Below are 18,630 nucleotides of genomic sequence, written 5' to 3'. Positions count from 1 at the left end.
GATTTGTTAATTAAAAGCGTTTATTTCATTAAGATTATGACATAGATCAGCTAATTATATGATTTGCTACCATTGCAGGGTTTTTTCGGGAAAAAATGAACCAAGCTTTAATAATACCTAAAGGAAGTAATAAAGAAAATCCAACCAGGGCTTCGTGATAAAAGGGCAACATCCCCCAGCCCATCCAATAAAACCCTCCTTGCACAAACAAAATCAGCTCTGTTCCTAAAAAACCTATTATAAACAGATAAATACCAGACGGTTGATAATTTCTATCCTTTTTGATGGCCAGACACCAGAATATCAATCCTGTAACAAATCCCAACATGGTCAAATGGATATAACCAATCATAAAATTCCTGATCAAAGTGGAAATCTCTGACACCGCAGGAAAAATCAAAAAGGCCTGTACAATAATTTTAAATGCCCAGGAAACCAATCCAAAAACCAACAGAAGATTTGGAAGCTCAAGAAAATTAGATTTCTCCAGGGAATATTTTCTGACTCCCTTCCCTAGCAAAAACACAAAAGCCATTAATTGAAAAATCACCCCTATCCCATTGATGATATAAAATATCCGGTTGGGATAAGCCCAATCGAGAACATGTGCAAAAGTCAAAAGTATTCCAGCCAATAAAAGCCTAAAAACCCTGTTAAATATTTTTGATCTCAATTCAAAACCATGTTTTTTCAAGGAATTAAGGACCAAAGCAAATACTCCCAGGGTAAACCAACCATTGAACTGGAAATGAAGGAAAAACTGGATAGTCACTTGATATAATGGGCTGATTTTACCCAGGGAAACCATCACAAGTCCCAATGCCCATAAACCAAGCGTGGAAATCAAAAGGAAAACTAGGCTTGACTTGATTAATAATTTTACCTGTGGATCAGAAAGCGTCATATCTTTCCAAAACCGGAAAACAAATAGATAAGAGGCCAAAATGTGAAGACAGGAAAAGGAAATTGAAAACAAACCATACCCTTGTATGGGAAAACTTACCATCATACCAAATACGGCAAATTGGGTTCCCCAAAATAGCCTGTTATAAAAAGGTTTTTGTTTCTTTTCCTCAGGAACAAAATAATCAATTAACAAACTAAAAAGGATCAAATACACCCAGCCCAACATGGCTAAATGAGAATGGGCATGCAACATATTCCTATATTCCAACCAATTAAACTCCCACACAAAAGCAGACCGGAGGAGCAAACCCATCAATGCAGCGATAAAAAAATTGATCAGTGATATGGAAACCCAAGTTGATTTCAAAATATAGTTTTCCATTTTTTTCCATCCTTAATTTAATCAAAACCAAAATAAAGCCAACCTATAAGACATAAAAAAACCCTGAATCAATCATATATTAATGGATTGCGGTATTTTATTTTTTTTATGTTAATCCAGGGTTTTACTATTTTCAATTTTATAATACCTCTCCGGCTGAATTAATTTTGTGAATAATTTTCAGCTTTTACCACAGATGGGAACAGAATATTATTTTCTAAATGAATATGCCTGTGGAGATCTTTTTCAAATTCGTCCAGCAAAGCGTAAGTCACACGGAAAGTATTGCATGCATCCTTGGGAGGCACATAACCAGATGTAAGCTGGGAGATCTTCTCAAATCTATTGCCTTCTGCTTCGTGTTCTTCCATCATCATAAAAATGGGGTTTCTGACGGATCCAAAATGGGGAACATCCATACTTTTTCCTTCCTTTTGGTATTTGACCATTTTCCTGATATAGGGAAAAAGGATTAACTCTTCCTTTTTCATATGGGTGGTTAATTCCCCTGCCGATTCACTAAATAATCTGTGAACATCAAGTAATTCAGGGTGGGCATCACCATGGACTTTACACAGCTTACTGAGGTATTGCAATAGCAAGGGTACTCTTTCTTCTACATAGCGGTGATGAGTTTTTTCAATGTAATCAGCCAATAAATCCAATGGCCAGGAACTTACATTTAGGTTTTCCTGATCCCCAGTATTGAATACTTTTTCCAATTCCTGCTTTACGGCCTCCGGGGCTATTTTTTTCTTTTCGCATGCCTCTTCCAGGGTCCTTCCCCCTTTACAGCAAAAGTCAATGCCAAATGACTCAAATACAGTGGCCGCCCGGTAATCAGCAGCAACCATTTCTCCGATGGTATGATTATTTTTTGTGATCATAATTTATTATTTATTAGATTAAAAGACCTTTTTATCCCTTTTACAAGAAAATTTTTTTTATTGACTAAGGATTATTAAAACTTTTATTAAATTTTTCATTTTATTTTTTTCCTCATTTCGATTTTAAAATTGGAGAAATAAGATTACTTACATTCTATGCCCCTAAGGAATTTTTACAATACTTGAGCTCGTTCACTTGTTAAGTGTAATGAAAATCGCGTGACCCGCTTCCCAGAAACCAAGAATTATTATTTTTAGGTAACTCTTTGGATTTCCTCCCCTCAAATCAAACACTAACCCTTAGTGATACCATAATCCGAATTCAAATTGAGGATATTAGGTTTCTTTCCTAACCCATTACAAATATACAACTTTTTTATTTAGGACAATTTTGTCTTTTATTTTATTTCCCATTTTTCCTTTGATAATTGCCTATCCTCAAAAGAGTTCCTAAAATCATTTTCCCACTCCACAAATCCGGTGGATGTTTCAAAAAGGGTAAGCTTTTTAAGCTCAACATAATTAGGAAGAACTTGAAGTAATTTAAGCCTGATCCAATCCAAAATCCTTTCTGCTGTGGGTTCATACTCCATCCATAATATAGGCGAATTATCTTGACTATATTTTGCTATATTTTCAGGATTCTTTTTCAGCAAAAGAACATGATCCAAATGTGCAATAATATTTTTCTGAACAATTTTCTTCAAATCTTTAAAGTCCATGACCATATCATCCTCATTAAAGTTGTTCCTCGAAATGCTCACCTGAAGTTGATAACTGTGGCCATGGATATTACGGCAAGCCCCAATATAGTTAGATATCCTATGAGCAGTTTCAAACCTGAAAATTTTCGTGATACTCCACATCCATGTTTTTGTTTAATGGGAAATCAATGACTTTTTCTGCCACATCCAGCAAATTCCTGATTTCCAATATTTTTTGATTGAATTTATTCTTTTGAAATGCGTTATCCACCAGTTTTTTCCATTCCATAATTTTTGCTCCCAAAACTCCACGCTGGTAATTTTCGGACCTTAGCATTATAGCGGACATTTCTGTTTTCAATTGATTTAATAGATTATCAATCCCAACAGGGCATTCTCTCCTATCCAATTTTCCCTGGATCTGATTATTTTCCTTTTGGGTTGGCCCTATTATTTGAGTTTGATTTTGGGCAGAAAGTATTGTAAGTGCCACATTTTTGGCAAAAACCACCCCTTCTATTAATGAATTAGAAGCCAATCGGTTGGCCCCGTGTAGCCCTGTTCCTGCACATTCTCCTAAAGCGTATAATTGGGCTATACTACTTAAACCGTTTAGGTCAACTGAAATTCCTCCGCATTGGTAATGGGCCGCAGGGGCAATGGGTATCAAATCTTCAGCCGGATGAAGACCGATTTGACTGCAATTCAAAACCACTTGGGGAAATCGGCTTTCCAACTTTTCTTTGCCCAAATGACGGGCATCCAAATAAACATTTGGCATACCGGATTTTTGCATCTCCTCTTGAATTAAATGGGTCACAACATCCCTGGTGGCAAGTTCACCTCGGGAGTCTCCATTAAACAGAAACCTTTCCAATTGATAATTAACAATATGAGCCCCTGCTCCACGCAAAGCTTCAGTAATCAGTAGGGCCCTATCATTTTTCTTTTGGTGAATCGCGGTAGGATGAAATTGATAATGGTTCAAATCCCTTGTTCTGGCTCCTGCCCTGATGGCCATAGCCAAACCATCTCCGGTTGCAATCGAAGGATTAGTGGTTTTTTCAAACATCCAACCAGTTCCACCGGTAGCCAAAACCGTTGCCCCTGAAAAAATTCGAAATACCTCGTTTTTCGTTAAATCTACCCCCCAAGCCCCAAAACAAACTTTTTGATTTGCTTTTTCCTCCAAATCATTAGTGATCAAATCAATAGTAAATGTTCCTTTTAACAAATGGATATTGGGATGTTGCTTTATCTGCAATAAAAGTTTTTGGTGGATTTCCGAACCAGTACAGTCCTTATAATGCACAATCCTGGGTTGAGAATGGCCTCCCTCCAAGCCCAACACCAAACCTCCTTTTGAATCACGGTCAAAACCTACTCCCCAATTGGATAAGTCCTGGATTCCACTTGGGGCATTCTCTACCAAATATTTTACTACATGAGGGAAAGACTTATATCTTCCAGCTTCCATGGTATCCTGGTAATGGAAAAAAAAATCATCCCTGCTTGGATCCATAACAGCTGCCAGCCCACCCTGGGCATGTCGGGTATTGCATTCCCCTTCCAGGCTTTTGTCCAAAATGATGACCTTGCAATTGGGATCTTTCTTCACCAAATTCAAAGCACAGGAAAGTCCTGATACCCCACTTCCGATAATCAATACATCCGTTTCCATGACCATGGCTATTTAGCTTATGTTTAACATTTTTTGAATGGGTAATAAGGCTTTGGTTTGGATATCAGGATCCAAGGTGATTTCCGGTGCTCCAAGTTTTAAACATTGATATAAATTTTCCAAAGAATTCATTTTCATAAAAGCACATTCACTGCAGGCACAAGTATTATTTTCATGGCTGGGAGCCGGAATTAATACCTTTTGCGGAACAGCCTTTTGCATTTCATGTAAAATTCCGGCTTCGGTGGCAATGATATAAGAAGGGTGATCATCTTTTTGAACAAACTTTAACATGGCAGAGGTGGACCCCACAAAATCTGCAACTTTTAGCAAGTGGGGCTCTGATTCCGGATGGGCCACCAACTTAGCTTTGGGATATTTTTTCCAGACTTCCATGATTTTCTCTATTGAAAAGGCCTCATGAACCATACAAGCCCCCTCCCAAAGCAACATATCCCTGCCGGTTTCCCTGATCAAATATTTCCCCAGGTTTTTATCCGGGGCAAAAAGAATTGGCTGGCCTTTGGGAATAGATTGGATGATTTTAACAGCATTGGCAGAGGTGCAAATTAAATCACTCATGGCTTTTACCTCCGCAGAGCAATTGATATAACTGATGGCCAAATGATCGGGATACTGGTAACGGAAATTTGCAAATTCATCTGCTGAGCAGGCATCCGCAAGGGAACATCCAGCATCCAAATCCGGTAATAATACTTTTTTGTTTGGATTGAGAATTTTTGCAGTCTCTGCCATAAAATGAACTCCTGCAAAAACAATAATTTCGGAATCCGTTTGACTTGCCTTTCTGGACAATTCCAAACTGTCACCTACAAAATCAGCAATATCCTGAATGGCCTCCTCCTGGTAATAATGGGCCAGAATAACCGCATTCTTCTCCTTTTTTAGCTTCAGGATTTTATCCTTTAATTCTTCACTATTGTACATGCCTTAATCGTTTTTATCAATCAAACTGCCATATTTGGGGCCTCCAATTCTTTTTGAATCCTGGTCAACTCATTTTTTAATTGAGTTGTCAAAGCTTGGAAACCGTCTTTCTGCCCAGCAAACAGTTCCTGGTAATATTGCATGCCATCCAAAAGATTGTTTCTGAAACGATCCAGATAGGATTCTAACTTAGGGCTCTGCTCAACTACATATTTTTGAACTTCCTTTTTAAAATAATCCACATATAGCTGGAGTTCTTTGATAAACATTTGGGGTCTTTGAGGATCTAGCTTCAAATTGGCTTTTCCATATATATGGTCCACCATTTCCTTGAGACTATAAATCCCTTTGAAATAGGCCAAATTGGGTCCTGGACAAATGGTAACCGCATTCAGGTTTCTGGGGGGTTGGGTTCCATTGGCCAGTAAAGCAGGTGCACCCAACCCTTCACACAAACAATCTTTTTCCATGATCTGGTTGGCTTTTTCCTGAAATTGATCGTTGTCACCCAGGTCTTTTTTTAATTGTTTTAATTTAAGGTGCTGATATTGCCGGGATGCAGTGCAAATTGGTTGATCGGTAAATTCTGTATTAGAGGACAATACCTTTTTGTAGCAAGGGCTCCCCGGTCGGTTTTTGGCTATCCGTTCCTTTCTTTGTTTTTCTGCACTGCTGGTCCTTAAATTATTAAAGGGTACCCCTAAAGGAGAAGCATGACTTAAGTAAAAATCTTCTTTTTTGGCATCGACCAATTTTTGAAGGGTTTCGTTATCCACTGAGGTGGCTTCCGGTACCATGAGAAAGGGGCTTCCCCAGCCTGTCCCATCGAGGGAATAATAATCCAATAAAAACTGCTGTTCCATAGAATTTCCTATACCTCCCTGCGCGGTTATTTTCGGATTTAAAGGAAACTGGGGAATTTGTTTTCCTTCATTATTCCAAACTTCTTTGCATAAATCCCAAAGGGTATTGGAGAGCTCTTCCCTTTTGGTTTTAAACTCTTCCAATATGGGGCCCATCAACATTCCATCGGTGGCAAAAGCATGCCCTCCACAGTTTAACCCAGATTCTACGCGAAACTCTGATACCCATAATCCTTTTTTGGCTAGAAATTTTCCCTGGATCAATGCTGATCTAAAATCGCTGACTTTTAATATTATTTTTTTCTTGATGTCTCCATTTTTATCTGGAAAAAAATCCCCAAATGTTGCTGTATAGCTAAATAAGGCTGGGTTTAACCCAGCTGAAAAGACTACTGAAGCATTTAATTTGCTTTGGGCAAAACCTCGCAAGGCAGCCAAACCGTCAGAAAACTCACGAGGGAGTGGCTGACCATTTTCATCATAACTGAGTTTGTCCACCTTGGTCATAATATTCACATCCACACTTCCCGGAGTTATGGATCTTCTCAATAGTTTTTGCCACAATACCCTGTCTTCAGGCCCAGCTGTTTTCATTTTATTATACATAATAGAAAGCCAATGGGATGAAGGAAGCATCTCAAAATATTGGTCAACCTCCTTTCCTTCACCAAAAGGCTGTTCCTTAAGCTCTTTTATTTGACCTTGAATAATATCATCCAATAAGTCCAAATAGGCTGTGATCCGCTTTGCTCTGGCATCTTTTGAACCTTGGTCAATAATAGTAAAAGGTAAATTAAGTTTTTGGCTATAGACTTTTCTCATCTGTTCAATGAGCTCATCTTCCATAATGGAAACCACGCTGGATATTCCAAACCTGGCCACTTTCAATGGTGAGTCAACGGTATATCCCAGCCCCATCACAGGAATATGAAATTGATGAGGGTTTCGATTTTTGTGGTTCATAGAAATATTGGATTTGTTATTCAAAATCAACTTTTAATCTCTTGCAAAACTATTTCTAAAAGCCCAATTATTTAGGACAAAAAGGTATGATTTTTATCATGATTGGATATGATATATGTTGTAGCAAGGCCAATCCAGGTGAGCTACCTTGAAGAAAATTTTTAACCAAAAGCCTATTCTTCATGGAACATTTCGTCATAAAAAGAAACGGTAACTACGAGAAATTCCAACCTTATAAAATAAAAGACGCCTTGGAAAAGGCGTTCAAAAGTGTCCAAATCCCATTTGATCCAGAATCCTTCAAGGATATTATCGAAACCCTAAAAATGAAAACCACATGGGCAGTAGAGGACATTCAAGATTGCATTGAAAAAGTATTATTCCAGTACCAATACTTTGAAGTAATGCGTTCTTTTATGCTATACAGGCATACCCGAAAATTACAGCGTGAACATATTGCAGGCCTGAATGATGATACTACTTATGTCAATAGTACCCAAACTATAGAAGAGTATATTCAAGAGACAGACTGGAGAGTCAATGCCAATGCCAATACTTCCTATTCCAATGCGGGACTGGTGAATAATGTGGCTGGTAAGATCATCGCCAATTATTGGTTGGATAAAGTTTATAACAAAGAGGAAGGTTATGCCCATAGAAATGGGGACATCCATATTCATGACCTGGATTGTCTTACAGGATATTGTGCGGGCTGGAGTTTAAGGGCTTTGCTCAATGAGGGTTTTAATGGAGTTCGAGGAAGAATTGAGAGCAAAGCCCCCTCCCACTTTAGGGAAGCCTTAGGTCAAATGGCGAATTTTCTGGGTATCCTGCAAAGTGAATGGGCAGGTGCCCAGGCTTTCAGTTCCTTCGATACCTACCTGGCACCTTATGTCTTTAAAGACCAATTGACCTACTCCGAAATTCTGAAAGCGGTGAGAAGTTTTATTTACAATCTGAATGTTCCGGCCAGATGGGGACAATCTCCATTTACCAATATTACCCTGGACTGGGAAGTTCCCGAAGACCTTAAGGATCAATTTCCAACGAAACAAAACCACCACCTTTTCAAAAATTGTGTTGACCCTGATTTAATGGAAAAAGCCCGTCAAAGAGGGGTCAACACTCCCGGGGAATTAAGTTATAAGCATTTCAAACCGGAAATGGACCTGATCAACAAGGCCTATTACACCATTATGACAGAAGGAGATGCCAATGGTCAACCATTCACCTTTCCCATTCCTACTGTGAATATTACGGAGGAATTTGATTGGTATGGGAAAAATACAGACCTCTTATTTGAAAATACGGCCAAAACAGGCTCTTCCTATTTTCAAAACTTTATTGGAAGCCAATTTATTTTGGATGAAAATGGAAACCGGAAAGAAAATCCCAATGCTTACAAACCCAATGCCGTCAGAAGTATGTGTTGCCGGCTTCAACTGGATCTAAGGGAATTGTTGAAAAGAGGAAATGGATTGTTTGGAAGTGCGGAAATGACAGGAAGTATAGGCGTGGTCACTATCAATATGGCCCGATTGGGTTATCTTTTCAAAGGACAAAAGGGCAAACTTTATGAGCGTTTGGACCAATTGATGGACTTGGCAAAATCCACCCTGGAAAAGAAAAGAAAAATGGTTCAGGAAATGTATGATCGAGGCCTTTATCCATACACCAAAAGGTATTTGCCCCATTTCAGGAATCATTTTTCTACCATTGGGGTCAATGGGATGAATGAAATGATCCTGAATTTTACACAAGGGAAATCCAATATCACTCATCCTGATGGCATGGAACTGGCCAAGGAAATCCTTGATCATATCCGTCAAAAGATAAAAAACTACCAGGAAACCACGGGCAACTTATATAACCTGGAGGCCACTCCTGCTGAAGGAACCACCTACCGGTTTGCCAAAGAAGATAAAAAAAGGTTTCCTGGCATTATTCAAGCGGGTCAAGGGGAGCAGATTTATTACACCAACAGTTCACAGCTTCCCGTCCATCATACAGATGATCCATTTGAAGCTTTGCAGCTACAGGATGAATTACAATGTAAGTACACGGGCGGAACGGTGCTTCACCTTTATATGCGGGAAAAAATCAGTTCACCGGAAGCCTGTAGAAATTTATTAAGAAAAGTCATTTCCAATTTCCGCTTGCCCTATATTACTATGACTCCAGTATTTAGCATTTGTCCTGAACATGGATATCTCAACGGCGAGCACCAGTATTGTCCCAAATGTGATGAAATTTTAATCGATCAATTAAACCAAATCAATTAAATCCATGCAAAAAATTCTAAACACCAACTTATTAGAAAAACATACCGAAAAAAGAACAAAATGTCTGGTTTATACCCGGGTGATGGGGTATTACCGGCCGGTAGAAAGTTTCAACATCGGAAAAAAAGGAGAACATGAGCAAAGGGTCCATTTTACAGAGGAATGCCATAAGGCCAATTTATAATATTACCCCTTTTACTTTATTAGACTTTCCGGACAAAACAGCCTGCATTATTTGGTTTGCAGGCTGTAATATGCGTTGCCAGTATTGTTATAATCCGGATATAGTCCAGGGGAAGGGGAAACTATTCCTAAACCAAGCTTTGGAATTCATTCAATCCAGAAAAAATTTGTTGGATGGAGTAGTATTGAGTGGTGGGGAATGTACCCTTCATAAGGAAGCATTTATCCTTGCCCGGGAAGCCAAAAAAATGGGGATGTTGGTAAAGGTGGATACCAATGGTTCCTTACCAATGCGTCTTCAGCTACTTTTGGATTACAATTTGGTGGATTATGTGGCATTGGATTTCAAATCACTTCCCAAAAATTACCATATGATAACCGGGGCTTATGAATTCAGTAATTTTGAAAAATCCCTCCATCTTTTGATCCATTCCAAAATTGATTTTGAAGTTAGGACTACGGTCCATTCTGACCTGATCAGCCAGGAAGATCTGCACCGGATGGTTAAATTTTTAGAAAAAAGAGCTTACACAGGCAACTATTATTTACAAGCTTTTATCAACGATGTTCCAACTATTGGCAATATGGGCCCATCTGAAAATTTAGGAAATGTAGAAAAGCTTTCCACTGATAAAATAAAAGTCATTAAAAGGGAAAGTTAAGGATTGAGTATTTCCACATCTAATCAATTTAAAATTCAGCATTTCGATTAATTATAATTTATGAACAACTGGTTATTTGTGGTATTGTTGAATTGTCAAATTGTAGAAATATTGGGTTTCTTAATAACCTCAGTTCGATTTAATAAAACCCCATTCCGAAGGTAGAAAAGCCAAAATAAAACGTCCATCAGCAGATGTTTGCTATACCCCTAGTACAATAGATGCTTCAATTTCTAATTTCCGGCTTATTTCCCGTGCAATCTTTAAGTAATGTTCGCTTTTTCCGTTAAGATATTCGCTTATTCTAGAAGTGCTTACCCCTAAATATTCCGAAAGTGCTTTTTGGTTCAATCCACGTTCGTGCATACGGAGTCCTATGGCTTCTGTAAGACTTGGAGACTTGATAGGGTGATGTTTTTCTTCATAATCTGCAACCAAATCTGAGAGTAAGTTCAATTCCACATAACCTTTAGCATCTGGGTTTTCTATATTTTCGGGAACAGAAAGTAGCTCTTCTATTCTTTCATTAATGGCACTGTATTCTTTTTCTGACTTGATCATGATTCAGATGTTTTGAATGTCTTTTCAATTGTTATTTTATTTCTTTGTGCACCGGTATATAGTTAACCCTTAAAATCACCTTTGAGACTTTGTTGCCAAAAAGTATTGGATATTAATTCTTTATTAATTTTCAATCAAATAAACACTTGATTCACACCTTTTTAATACATTTGCTAGAATTTTAATTGATATTAAAAAACCACCAAAATGAGCCCTTTATCAAAAGTATTGGCCGCATTTCTATTATTCTTTATGACCCTTTCCTGTACACCTCAAAAAGAAACATTTCTTCAAAATAAAGTCATTGCCCACCGTGGTGCCTGGAAGTCCCAAGAGCTTCCCCAAAATTCTTTGGCTTCCCTGAACCGGGCCATCGAATTGGGCTGTGAAGGGACTGAATTTGATGTTTGGATGACCAAAGATGAGGTTTTGGTGGTCAACCATGATGCCGATTTCTATGGAATGCCCATTGAAACAACCAGCTATGCCAGTTTGCTGACCCAAAAACTGTCCAATGGGGAACACCTTCCCACGCTGGAAGAATATTTGAAAGAAGGAATGGATCAAACCAAAACCAAGCTGATATTGGAAATCAAACCCTCGGAAATCAGCCAGGAAAGAAGTGTTAAAATTGCCCAAAAATCAGTGGATTTGGTCTGGTCACTAAAGGCAGAAAATTGGGTGGATTATATCACTTTTGACTATGAGGCGGGAAAAAAGGTGATTGAGATGGACCCAAATGCCCGGGTTTCCTATCTTAATGGGGACAAAAGCCCTGCGGAGCTCAAAGAGGATGGATTTTTGGGATTGGATTACCACTATAAAGTATTAAAGGAGAATCCCCAATGGATTCAGGAAGCAAGGGAGTTGGGTTTAACCATCAATTCCTGGACGGTCAATAACAGAGAAGATATGCTCTGGTTATTGGAAGAAGGGACTGACTTTATTACCACCGATGAACCGGAAATGTTGCTAGAAATCGTCTCAGGCAAAACAAGTGAGGAAGTGGTTGATTAAGTTTTAAGATTGGAAGGTTGGACGGTCGAAATAATTTGAAAATAAAAATATATCCAATTTAATTTGTGTAATTAGTGGAGTTCTTCTGGGTTTTTGAAATTACTGAAATAAATATTTTTTGGGCAAGATAAATACAGCTAGGCATGACTAGTATTGTAAGGGCGGGTTTTAACCCGCTCTAGAGATTTAAGAATAGTTACCGGGAATGCCTTTAGGTATGGTTGATTTAAAGCTGTTAATAAATTAAGTCTCTTCCTTTCAATATATTTCACCTGCCGTGGCGCTGCCACTTTTGTGGTGCTATTTGGCTATTTTCACTAGGGATGAATTCCTAGGTTACAAGATGATGTGTGCCTCTGGTACTTATTTTGAATATATCCTATTCCAATCTCGGATAATCCTTTTTCTCCCCATTCGAAATAATATTGATGTCCTCCAGTTGATTTAATAAAATTCCTACCACTATTACATTAACCCATCTTTCTCCTCCCTATTTTCCTCATTTCCATCTACCCTATCCTTCAGAAAAAGAAACAGTTGTACTAAATTATTTTTAAAGTATTTTAGGTAAATTGTATACCTGTTTGACAAGTATTACCCAACCACCAACTGACCCGCTAATTTTTGATTACCGCAAGTTTTGTTTCATCTAAAATCAATTCAATATGCCACAAAAGAAAATTATTACGGTTATGGGAGCTACAGGTGCCCAGGGCGGTGGCCTGGCACGAGCCATTTTAAATGATAAAAACAGTGAATTTGCAGTCAGAGCTGTTACCAGGGACTCCAGCTCAAAAAAAGCCCAAGAACTGGAAAAAATGGGAGCAGAATTGGTAGAGGCCGATGTGGAAGACAAAGACAGCCTCAAAAAAGCTTTTGAAGGAGCCTATGGGGCTTATTTGGTGACCTTTTATTGGGACCATTTTTCTCCGGAAAAGGAATATCAACATGCCCAAAATCTGGCTGAAGCTGCTCATGAAGCCAAATTACAACATGTCATTTGGTCCACCCTAGAGGATACCCGAAAATGGGTGCCTTTGGATGATGACCGAATGCCAACCCTTCAGGGCAACTACAAGGTACCCCATTTTGATATGAAAGGGCAAGCCAATCATTTTTTTCATGATTTAAATGTGCCCACCACCTTTTTGCTGGCTTCCTTTTATTGGGACAACTTTATCTATTTTGGAGCCGGACCCAAAAAAGGTGAGGATGGTAAACTCTATTTGACCTTTCCCCTGGATGATAAAAAGATGGCAGGAATTGCTTCCGAAGATATTGGGAAATGCGCTTATGGAATATTTAAAAAAGGAAAGATAATGATTGGACAAACCGTCGGTGTAGCTGGGGAAAAGCTTACCGGACAGGAGATGGCCACTGCATTGACAAAAGCTATAGGCAAGGAAGTCATTTATAACAATGTCACTCCAGATACGTACCGGGGTTTTGGTTTCCCTGGGGCAGATGACCTTGGAAATATGTTCCAATTCTACCGGGACTTTGAATCGGTATGCAATCAGCACCGGGATGAAAAACAATCCAAAGAGCTCAACCCGGAATTAAAAACCTTGGAGAAGTGGTTGGGGGAAAATGTCTCAAAAATACCTTTGGATTAATTGATAACCTGATCTAGAATTTAAAATTGGAGAAACAATATCACTAACGTCATTTCGAGCCCTTTCGCGTTGGGGTAAGCGAGGGAAAAAGGGTGTGGAGTGTATACCTTTGACTGGACAATAAGTTAAGCTCTTTTCTTAAATTTGAAACAATGAGTAATAGAGAAAGGAGAACATTTGACAAGGCCTTTAAAACGATGGCCGTAGAGCTTCATTTGAATGGAAAAACAAGTACTGAAGTTGGAAGAGAACTTGGGATTGGACCAGACCTGGTCAGGCGTTGGGCCAGGGAATTTAAAGCAAGTGAATCCAGCAGCTTTCCCGGAAACGGGAAACAGCATCTAACAGAAGAAGAGAAAGAAATCCTTGCCTTGAAAAAAGCCCTGAAAGAAGCCGAACTGGAGCGTGATATTCTAAAAAAGGCAGTAAGCATCTTTTCCAAGGGGGACAACAAATATTCCGGTTCATAAGGGCTCACAGGCACGAGTTTGCTGTTGAAAAGATGTGCAGGGTTTTTAAAGTAAGCAGAAGCGGTTTTTATGGCTGGCTTAACCGAAAACCATCCAAATGTGCTGAGGAGCGAGAAGAAGTATCCAGGGAAATCCATAAAATCTATGCTGAAAGCAAGTGCCGGTATGGAAGTCCGAAGATAACCATTGAGCTTAGGGACAGGGGCTTTTCGGTGTCCAGGCCAAGGGTTGCCAGGATAATGAAAGCAAATGGGCTCAGGAGTGTGATATCGGGGAAGTTCAGTGTCTGTACCACTGAATCTAACCACAGTTTCAGAATCAGTCCGAACCTGCTTAACAGGAACTTCAGCCCTGATGGCCCTGCAAAATCATGGGTATCGGACATTACCTACATCTGGACAGAAGAGGGATGGCTTTACCTGACCATGATCATGGACCTGTATGACCGTAAGATAATCGGATGGTCGATGTCCACCACCATGCATGCCGGGGCAACAGTTATACCGGCATGGCGAATGGCACAGATCAACAGGCCTTTTTTCAGAGACCTGGTTTTCCATTCAGACAGGGGCGTACAATATGCCTGCGGTGAATTCAAGAATGAACTCGATTCTGAAAAGGTGAGGCAGAGCATGAGCAGAAAAGGAAACTGCTGGGACAATGCAGTAGCTGAAAACTTCTTCAAAATCCTGAAATCGGAAACAGGATACCGTAAATACGGATCAGTAATGCAAGCAAAACAGGAAATTTTCGAATTTATTGAAATCTGGTACAATAGGAACAGGAGACACTCCTCACTTGGGTACCTATCACCTGATCAGTTCGGAAAAACCAACAAAAAAATTACCGTATAAAGACTGACCTCGAAATTGTCAGGGTGATTTTTTTTTCAATATCGCACTGACAATTTGAGGAGCCCGCGGCAGGCGTTATTATATTAACATAGAGCTTAATCATTTGTCCAGTTTTTTGTTGCAAATCCAGTGGGCCATCTCCTTTTTACAGGATTCCTACCCCGCCTCCAATGGATAGGAATGACGCCCTTGTAACTCGAACAAAGCTTAATGAGCTCCTAGATTTGAAAAGCTAAAAGCCCGCCAAAGTAATTTTGGCGGGCTTTCTTAGGTAAACAGGTTTGATTATAATATTAACAAATTAGCTTATTCAAATTTTATTTGGATGAAGCTCCAATATAACAAATTCTTATTTATTGACCCTAACTGCTTCAGGTTTTATATTTTACATTAATTGCCAGTAATGGATATGGTTTCTAGAGATAAATCAATTTGAATGGTATAGTCTCCAGCTTCACTTTCAGAAACTTTCCATTTATTATCCGGCCCTTCACAAGCTTGGGTAAAGATAAAGTCTGTATTACCGATGGGTTGACCAGAGGTTGCTGCATTGATCCATTCTCCATCGCACCAATCCCCTTTGAATTTAGCGATTTTAAATTCTCCGGCGGTTAATGGTCCAGAATAGGTAAAGACCGCCCCATCTTTTTCCATAGGCATTGGACCTTGAATGTCCCAACCATTAGGACCAGCATCTCCAATTATATACAGATTAACCGTACTTATATCGATAGTCAGATTCCTTTGATCCAATGTAATTTTGTAATACCCCACTTGCTCAGCGTCCACTTTCCATTTGTAATCAGGATCACAACCAGATAACTGAATTATCTCATTGTTAGAAATATCTTGTCCATCGGTTGTTGGCCTATACCATTCGCCACACCAATCACCTGTGGCTCCGGCAAGAATTTTAAATTGACCCTCGGTCAACATCCCTTCATAAGTAAAAACAAAAGGATCATCTTCACTTTGTTTAAATGCTGTCGGGCTATCTATGTTCCAGCCACTTTCACTGGCATCACCAACGATATATAAATTTTCAAATGCAGGTCCCTCTTGCTTTTCAAGCGTCAGGATTAATTCACTCAAATTTACAGTCACCAAATACATACCAGCCTCAGAAACATTGAATTGTTCATCAGGTTCCTCATCACTGTCCCGGTAAAATAATGAAAATTCTCCTTCCCCTTTATTGTATGAAGGAAGGAATTCACCTAAATCTGTGATGAATTTAAAATTACCTGGAGTCAAAGCTACCTGTCCCCTAAACTTGGTTGGGTCCTGCGCATCAGGAATCAAAGGGGTAGCTTGATTGGCATCCCAGCCATTGGGACTGGCATCCCCGATGATGTACAAGGTGGAGGTTACCGGATCAAAAGGAATCACTTCCAATTGTATAGCTTCTGAATATACCGGATCAATGGAATCATCTTTTACTATTGTCACCAACCTGGCTTCTAAGCCATGCGTCTTTCCAGCCTCCAAGCCAAATTCATTCTTCACCATGGTATTGAATTCACCCACTTTGAATTCGCTTTGGTAAACCTGACTGCCAAAATTTAAAGTAAGGCCATTTTGAAAATCCCCACCTTCCCTGACCAATTGTAAGGCATAATTTATCCTGGCATTGGTGCCTCGGTTGGATCCCGCTGTCCAGGAGAAAGTTAGGGCATTTTGACTACTGTTTTTTTGCTTCAGTTGAAGGGAAGTGGTTGAAGCAGAAAATTCTGCTGTACGGTTAATCGATGGACTTATCACCTCCTCTTCCTGACAGGAAAACAAAGCTACCATCATAATCCCTAAATAGGTTAGGGTCCAGTTTACAGTTGAAATTAATTTATTATTAGTAAATATTTTCATGATAAAAAGGGTTAAATGGGTTAAATATTTTCAGTTATTCCAAAACGAGCATGTCCCAAAATTCCAGGGTTGGAAGTGTGATGGATACTTGATCGCCTTGTTGTTTAAAGTCCAATTCTTTAGCTGAACAGCCATTAAAATCAGGTGAGGCCAACCAGACTTTTTGAACCGGCTTGGAAGATTGGATCACAACATGAACATTCTCCTTTTTTTGGGGATAGGCTTGATTGCCATTATTGTCCCTCCAATTCAAAGTGGTTGCATTGCTAAAATTCAATAAGTGAATCACCTGTTTATCCCCGACTTCTTTTCCTACCACGGACACCTCACCTGCCTGTGGAGGCCAGGAACCAAAAGAAACCTGCCCATAACTGGAAACCACTGGGTCATTAAAGCTGCCTCCATCCCGAAGTAGATTTTGATAGGCCACCATAAAATCATAGTACTTCACCAACCGCTCCTTGAGATCTTTTCTCATCTGTAGGTTATTGTTGGGGAAATACTCCTTACCCAACATATGCTCACCCAATTCAAGATGAGCTCCTCCAAAGGCAAAAATCACTGCATCCGTCAGCAAAACTGCCGGGGTATTGAAATACCCTGCCTGATCAGCCAAATCATAATTCATATAGGCCGCCAGAACACTGTTTTTTTCTCCGTTACTGTATTCATGATTGTTCTGGATAATTTCAGCCAGATGCTCATAACGATCATTGGGACCCCAAACTTCCGTGTATAGGAATCCGGTTTCAGATTGGCCAATCCCATCCTGCCCATATTGATTTACCGCATTTAACACCAGCTCTTTTTGTGGATGGCCATCTTTAATAGCCTCAATAAATGGCTGGTAAGTATTCTCCAATTGGACTGAATTTCCCTCATAAGTGTAGAGGGCTTTGTTCCTTTTGCCCAGTTGGTCCATATGAAATCCATCAAAGGGCAACGCTTCATAAACTTCCTGGTTTTCCTGGATCAAATAATCCTGCCAGGAAGAGTTTGAGGGATCCAGCAAAAAGATGTCACTGACAAAGGGAGGTTGGGGAAGGGGATGCAAATCTTTTTGCTGATGATTCGGGTCCGTGTACAAGAACCATCCGGGGGAAACACCATCCTGTTCGGCCGTTTTCATGGCCCCAAAAATAAGGTTGTAAAACATGGCTTTCATTCCTCTATCATGGGCCTTGGAAATATATTCTTCAACGGTAGAAAAATAAATCTCCCGATTGATGATATCCCTCCAAACAGGTTCAGGATCTTCTGCTGATCCAGCCAATGGGCGGTGATGCTGGTAATGCCAATCATAAAATTGAAGGCCATTGATATGATAGCGGTTTAAATTAGTAATCACCTCCCCCACTTCTTCTTCATTCATTTGAGGAAATTTGGAAAGAAACCCATACCGGGGAAAACGGGTCCAATCTGAGCTAACATCTACCCCCACACTGGCTAAAACTTCCTCTCCACCATTTTCATCTGGTCGGGTAATCTTGACCAAATAACCTTTAAAATCAGTTTCTGGGGCAGTCCATTCCCAATTTTTTGAGGACAAGGGATTTTCTTCCACTACCTTTCCCAATAAGGTATAACTCACCTTTGAATTGGAAGGCACATCACCTTGGATCCTGAATGCTATGGTTTCACCCGGATTATATTTGGCTTTATTGGTGGTTATATCCAGGGTAATTTGTTCTCCCTTATCCACAGAGTCCGGACGTGGTTCCTCCTTATTGTTACAGCCTAAAGAAAGTATCAACAATACCCCAATTAGTCCTGTCATAATTTTTGTTT

15 protein-coding genes are annotated in these 18,630 nt (G+C 39.5%); 6 read left to right on the top strand and 9 right to left on the bottom strand.

Going from position 1 to position 18,630, the window contains the following annotated elements; all coding sequences use genetic code 11:
- Nucleotides 1–46 precede the first annotated feature (46 nt).
- From QWY93_RS15270 to QWY93_RS15245, 6 genes are all read right to left on the bottom strand, one after another.
- On the bottom strand, nt 47–1,288 hold the full coding sequence (locus QWY93_RS15270; protein WP_290249259.1) for a hypothetical protein: 1,242 nt from the start codon (nt 1,286–1,288) through the stop codon (nt 47–49).
- 161 nt (nt 1,289–1,449) lie between these two features.
- The gene (gene ric / locus QWY93_RS15265) at nt 1,450–2,175 is read right to left on the bottom strand and encodes an iron-sulfur cluster repair di-iron protein (RefSeq protein WP_290249258.1); all 726 of its coding nucleotides are present in this window, start codon (nt 2,173–2,175) and stop codon (nt 1,450–1,452) included.
- Nucleotides 2,176–2,573: 398 nt separating this feature from the next.
- Complete coding sequence (locus QWY93_RS15260) at nt 2,574–3,041, bottom strand: 6-pyruvoyl trahydropterin synthase family protein (RefSeq protein ID WP_290249257.1); 468 nt, start codon at nt 3,039–3,041, stop codon at nt 2,574–2,576.
- The gene (locus QWY93_RS15255; protein WP_290249256.1) at nt 3,010–4,560 is read right to left on the bottom strand and encodes an L-aspartate oxidase; all 1,551 of its coding nucleotides are present in this window, start codon (nt 4,558–4,560) and stop codon (nt 3,010–3,012) included. The genes QWY93_RS15260 and QWY93_RS15255 overlap by 32 nt, the downstream gene beginning before the upstream one ends.
- A gap of 12 nt (nt 4,561–4,572) precedes the next feature.
- Entirely contained in the window at nt 4,573–5,508 is a 936-nt protein-coding gene (gene nadA / locus QWY93_RS15250) for a quinolinate synthase NadA (protein ID WP_290249255.1), read from the bottom strand.
- 20 nt (nt 5,509–5,528) lie between these two features.
- On the bottom strand, nt 5,529–7,334 hold the full coding sequence (locus tag QWY93_RS15245; protein WP_290249254.1) for a hypothetical protein: 1,806 nt from the start codon (nt 7,332–7,334) through the stop codon (nt 5,529–5,531).
- A gap of 182 nt (nt 7,335–7,516) precedes the next feature.
- Here QWY93_RS15245 and QWY93_RS15240 point away from each other — a divergent pair, with 182 nt between their 5' ends.
- The 3 genes from QWY93_RS15240 to QWY93_RS15230 are packed head-to-tail and all read left to right on the top strand — an operon-like array spanning nt 7,517 to nt 10,461.
- The gene (locus QWY93_RS15240) at nt 7,517–9,616 is read left to right on the top strand and encodes a ribonucleoside triphosphate reductase (RefSeq protein WP_290249253.1); all 2,100 of its coding nucleotides are present in this window, start codon (nt 7,517–7,519) and stop codon (nt 9,614–9,616) included.
- 4 nt (nt 9,617–9,620) lie between these two features.
- Nucleotides 9,621–9,800 (top strand): anaerobic ribonucleoside-triphosphate reductase, encoded by a 180-nt coding sequence (gene nrdD / locus QWY93_RS15235; protein WP_290249252.1) that lies wholly within the window; start codon nt 9,621–9,623, stop codon nt 9,798–9,800.
- Complete coding sequence (locus QWY93_RS15230; protein ID WP_290249251.1) at nt 9,751–10,461, top strand: anaerobic ribonucleoside-triphosphate reductase activating protein; 711 nt, start codon at nt 9,751–9,753, stop codon at nt 10,459–10,461. The genes nrdD and QWY93_RS15230 overlap by 50 nt, the downstream gene beginning before the upstream one ends.
- 201 nt (nt 10,462–10,662) lie before the next feature.
- On the opposite strand, the gene QWY93_RS15225 is transcribed toward QWY93_RS15230, so the two are convergent.
- Nucleotides 10,663–11,022, bottom strand: a complete 360-nt coding sequence (locus tag QWY93_RS15225; RefSeq protein ID WP_290249250.1) for a helix-turn-helix domain-containing protein — start codon at nt 11,020–11,022, stop codon at nt 10,663–10,665.
- 207 nt (nt 11,023–11,229) lie between these two features.
- Between QWY93_RS15225 and QWY93_RS15220 the strand changes: the two genes are divergently transcribed.
- From QWY93_RS15220 to QWY93_RS15210, 3 genes are all read left to right on the top strand, one after another.
- Nucleotides 11,230–12,039: a glycerophosphodiester phosphodiesterase gene (locus tag QWY93_RS15220; protein ID WP_290249249.1), complete on the top strand. Its 810-nt coding sequence runs from the start codon at nt 11,230–11,232 to the stop codon at nt 12,037–12,039.
- Between the two features lie 665 nt (nt 12,040–12,704).
- Nucleotides 12,705–13,655, top strand: coding sequence for an NmrA/HSCARG family protein (locus QWY93_RS15215; RefSeq protein WP_290249248.1), 951 nt, complete (start codon nt 12,705–12,707; stop codon nt 13,653–13,655).
- A 152-nt stretch (nt 13,656–13,807) separates the two neighbouring features.
- A protein-coding gene (locus QWY93_RS15210; RefSeq protein WP_435380184.1) for an IS3 family transposase occupies nt 13,808–14,979 on the top strand; the annotation gives its coding sequence in 2 pieces (ribosomal slippage) (nt 13,808–14,069 and nt 14,069–14,979; 1,173 coding nt in all).
- Nucleotides 14,980–15,369: 390 nt separating this feature from the next.
- On the opposite strand, the gene QWY93_RS15205 is transcribed toward QWY93_RS15210, so the two are convergent.
- The gene (locus tag QWY93_RS15205; RefSeq protein ID WP_290249247.1) at nt 15,370–16,842 is read right to left on the bottom strand and encodes a SusE domain-containing protein; all 1,473 of its coding nucleotides are present in this window, start codon (nt 16,840–16,842) and stop codon (nt 15,370–15,372) included.
- A 34-nt stretch (nt 16,843–16,876) separates the two neighbouring features.
- Nucleotides 16,877–18,619: an endo-dextranase gene (locus QWY93_RS15200; protein WP_290249245.1), complete on the bottom strand. Its 1,743-nt coding sequence runs from the start codon at nt 18,617–18,619 to the stop codon at nt 16,877–16,879.
- Between the last annotated feature and the right edge of the window lie 11 nt (nt 18,620–18,630).

The organism is Echinicola jeungdonensis, assembly GCF_030409905.1.
GTDB lineage: Bacteria > Bacteroidota > Bacteroidia > Cytophagales > Cyclobacteriaceae > Echinicola > Echinicola jeungdonensis.
This window is presented reverse-complemented; position numbering and strand designations above follow the sequence as displayed.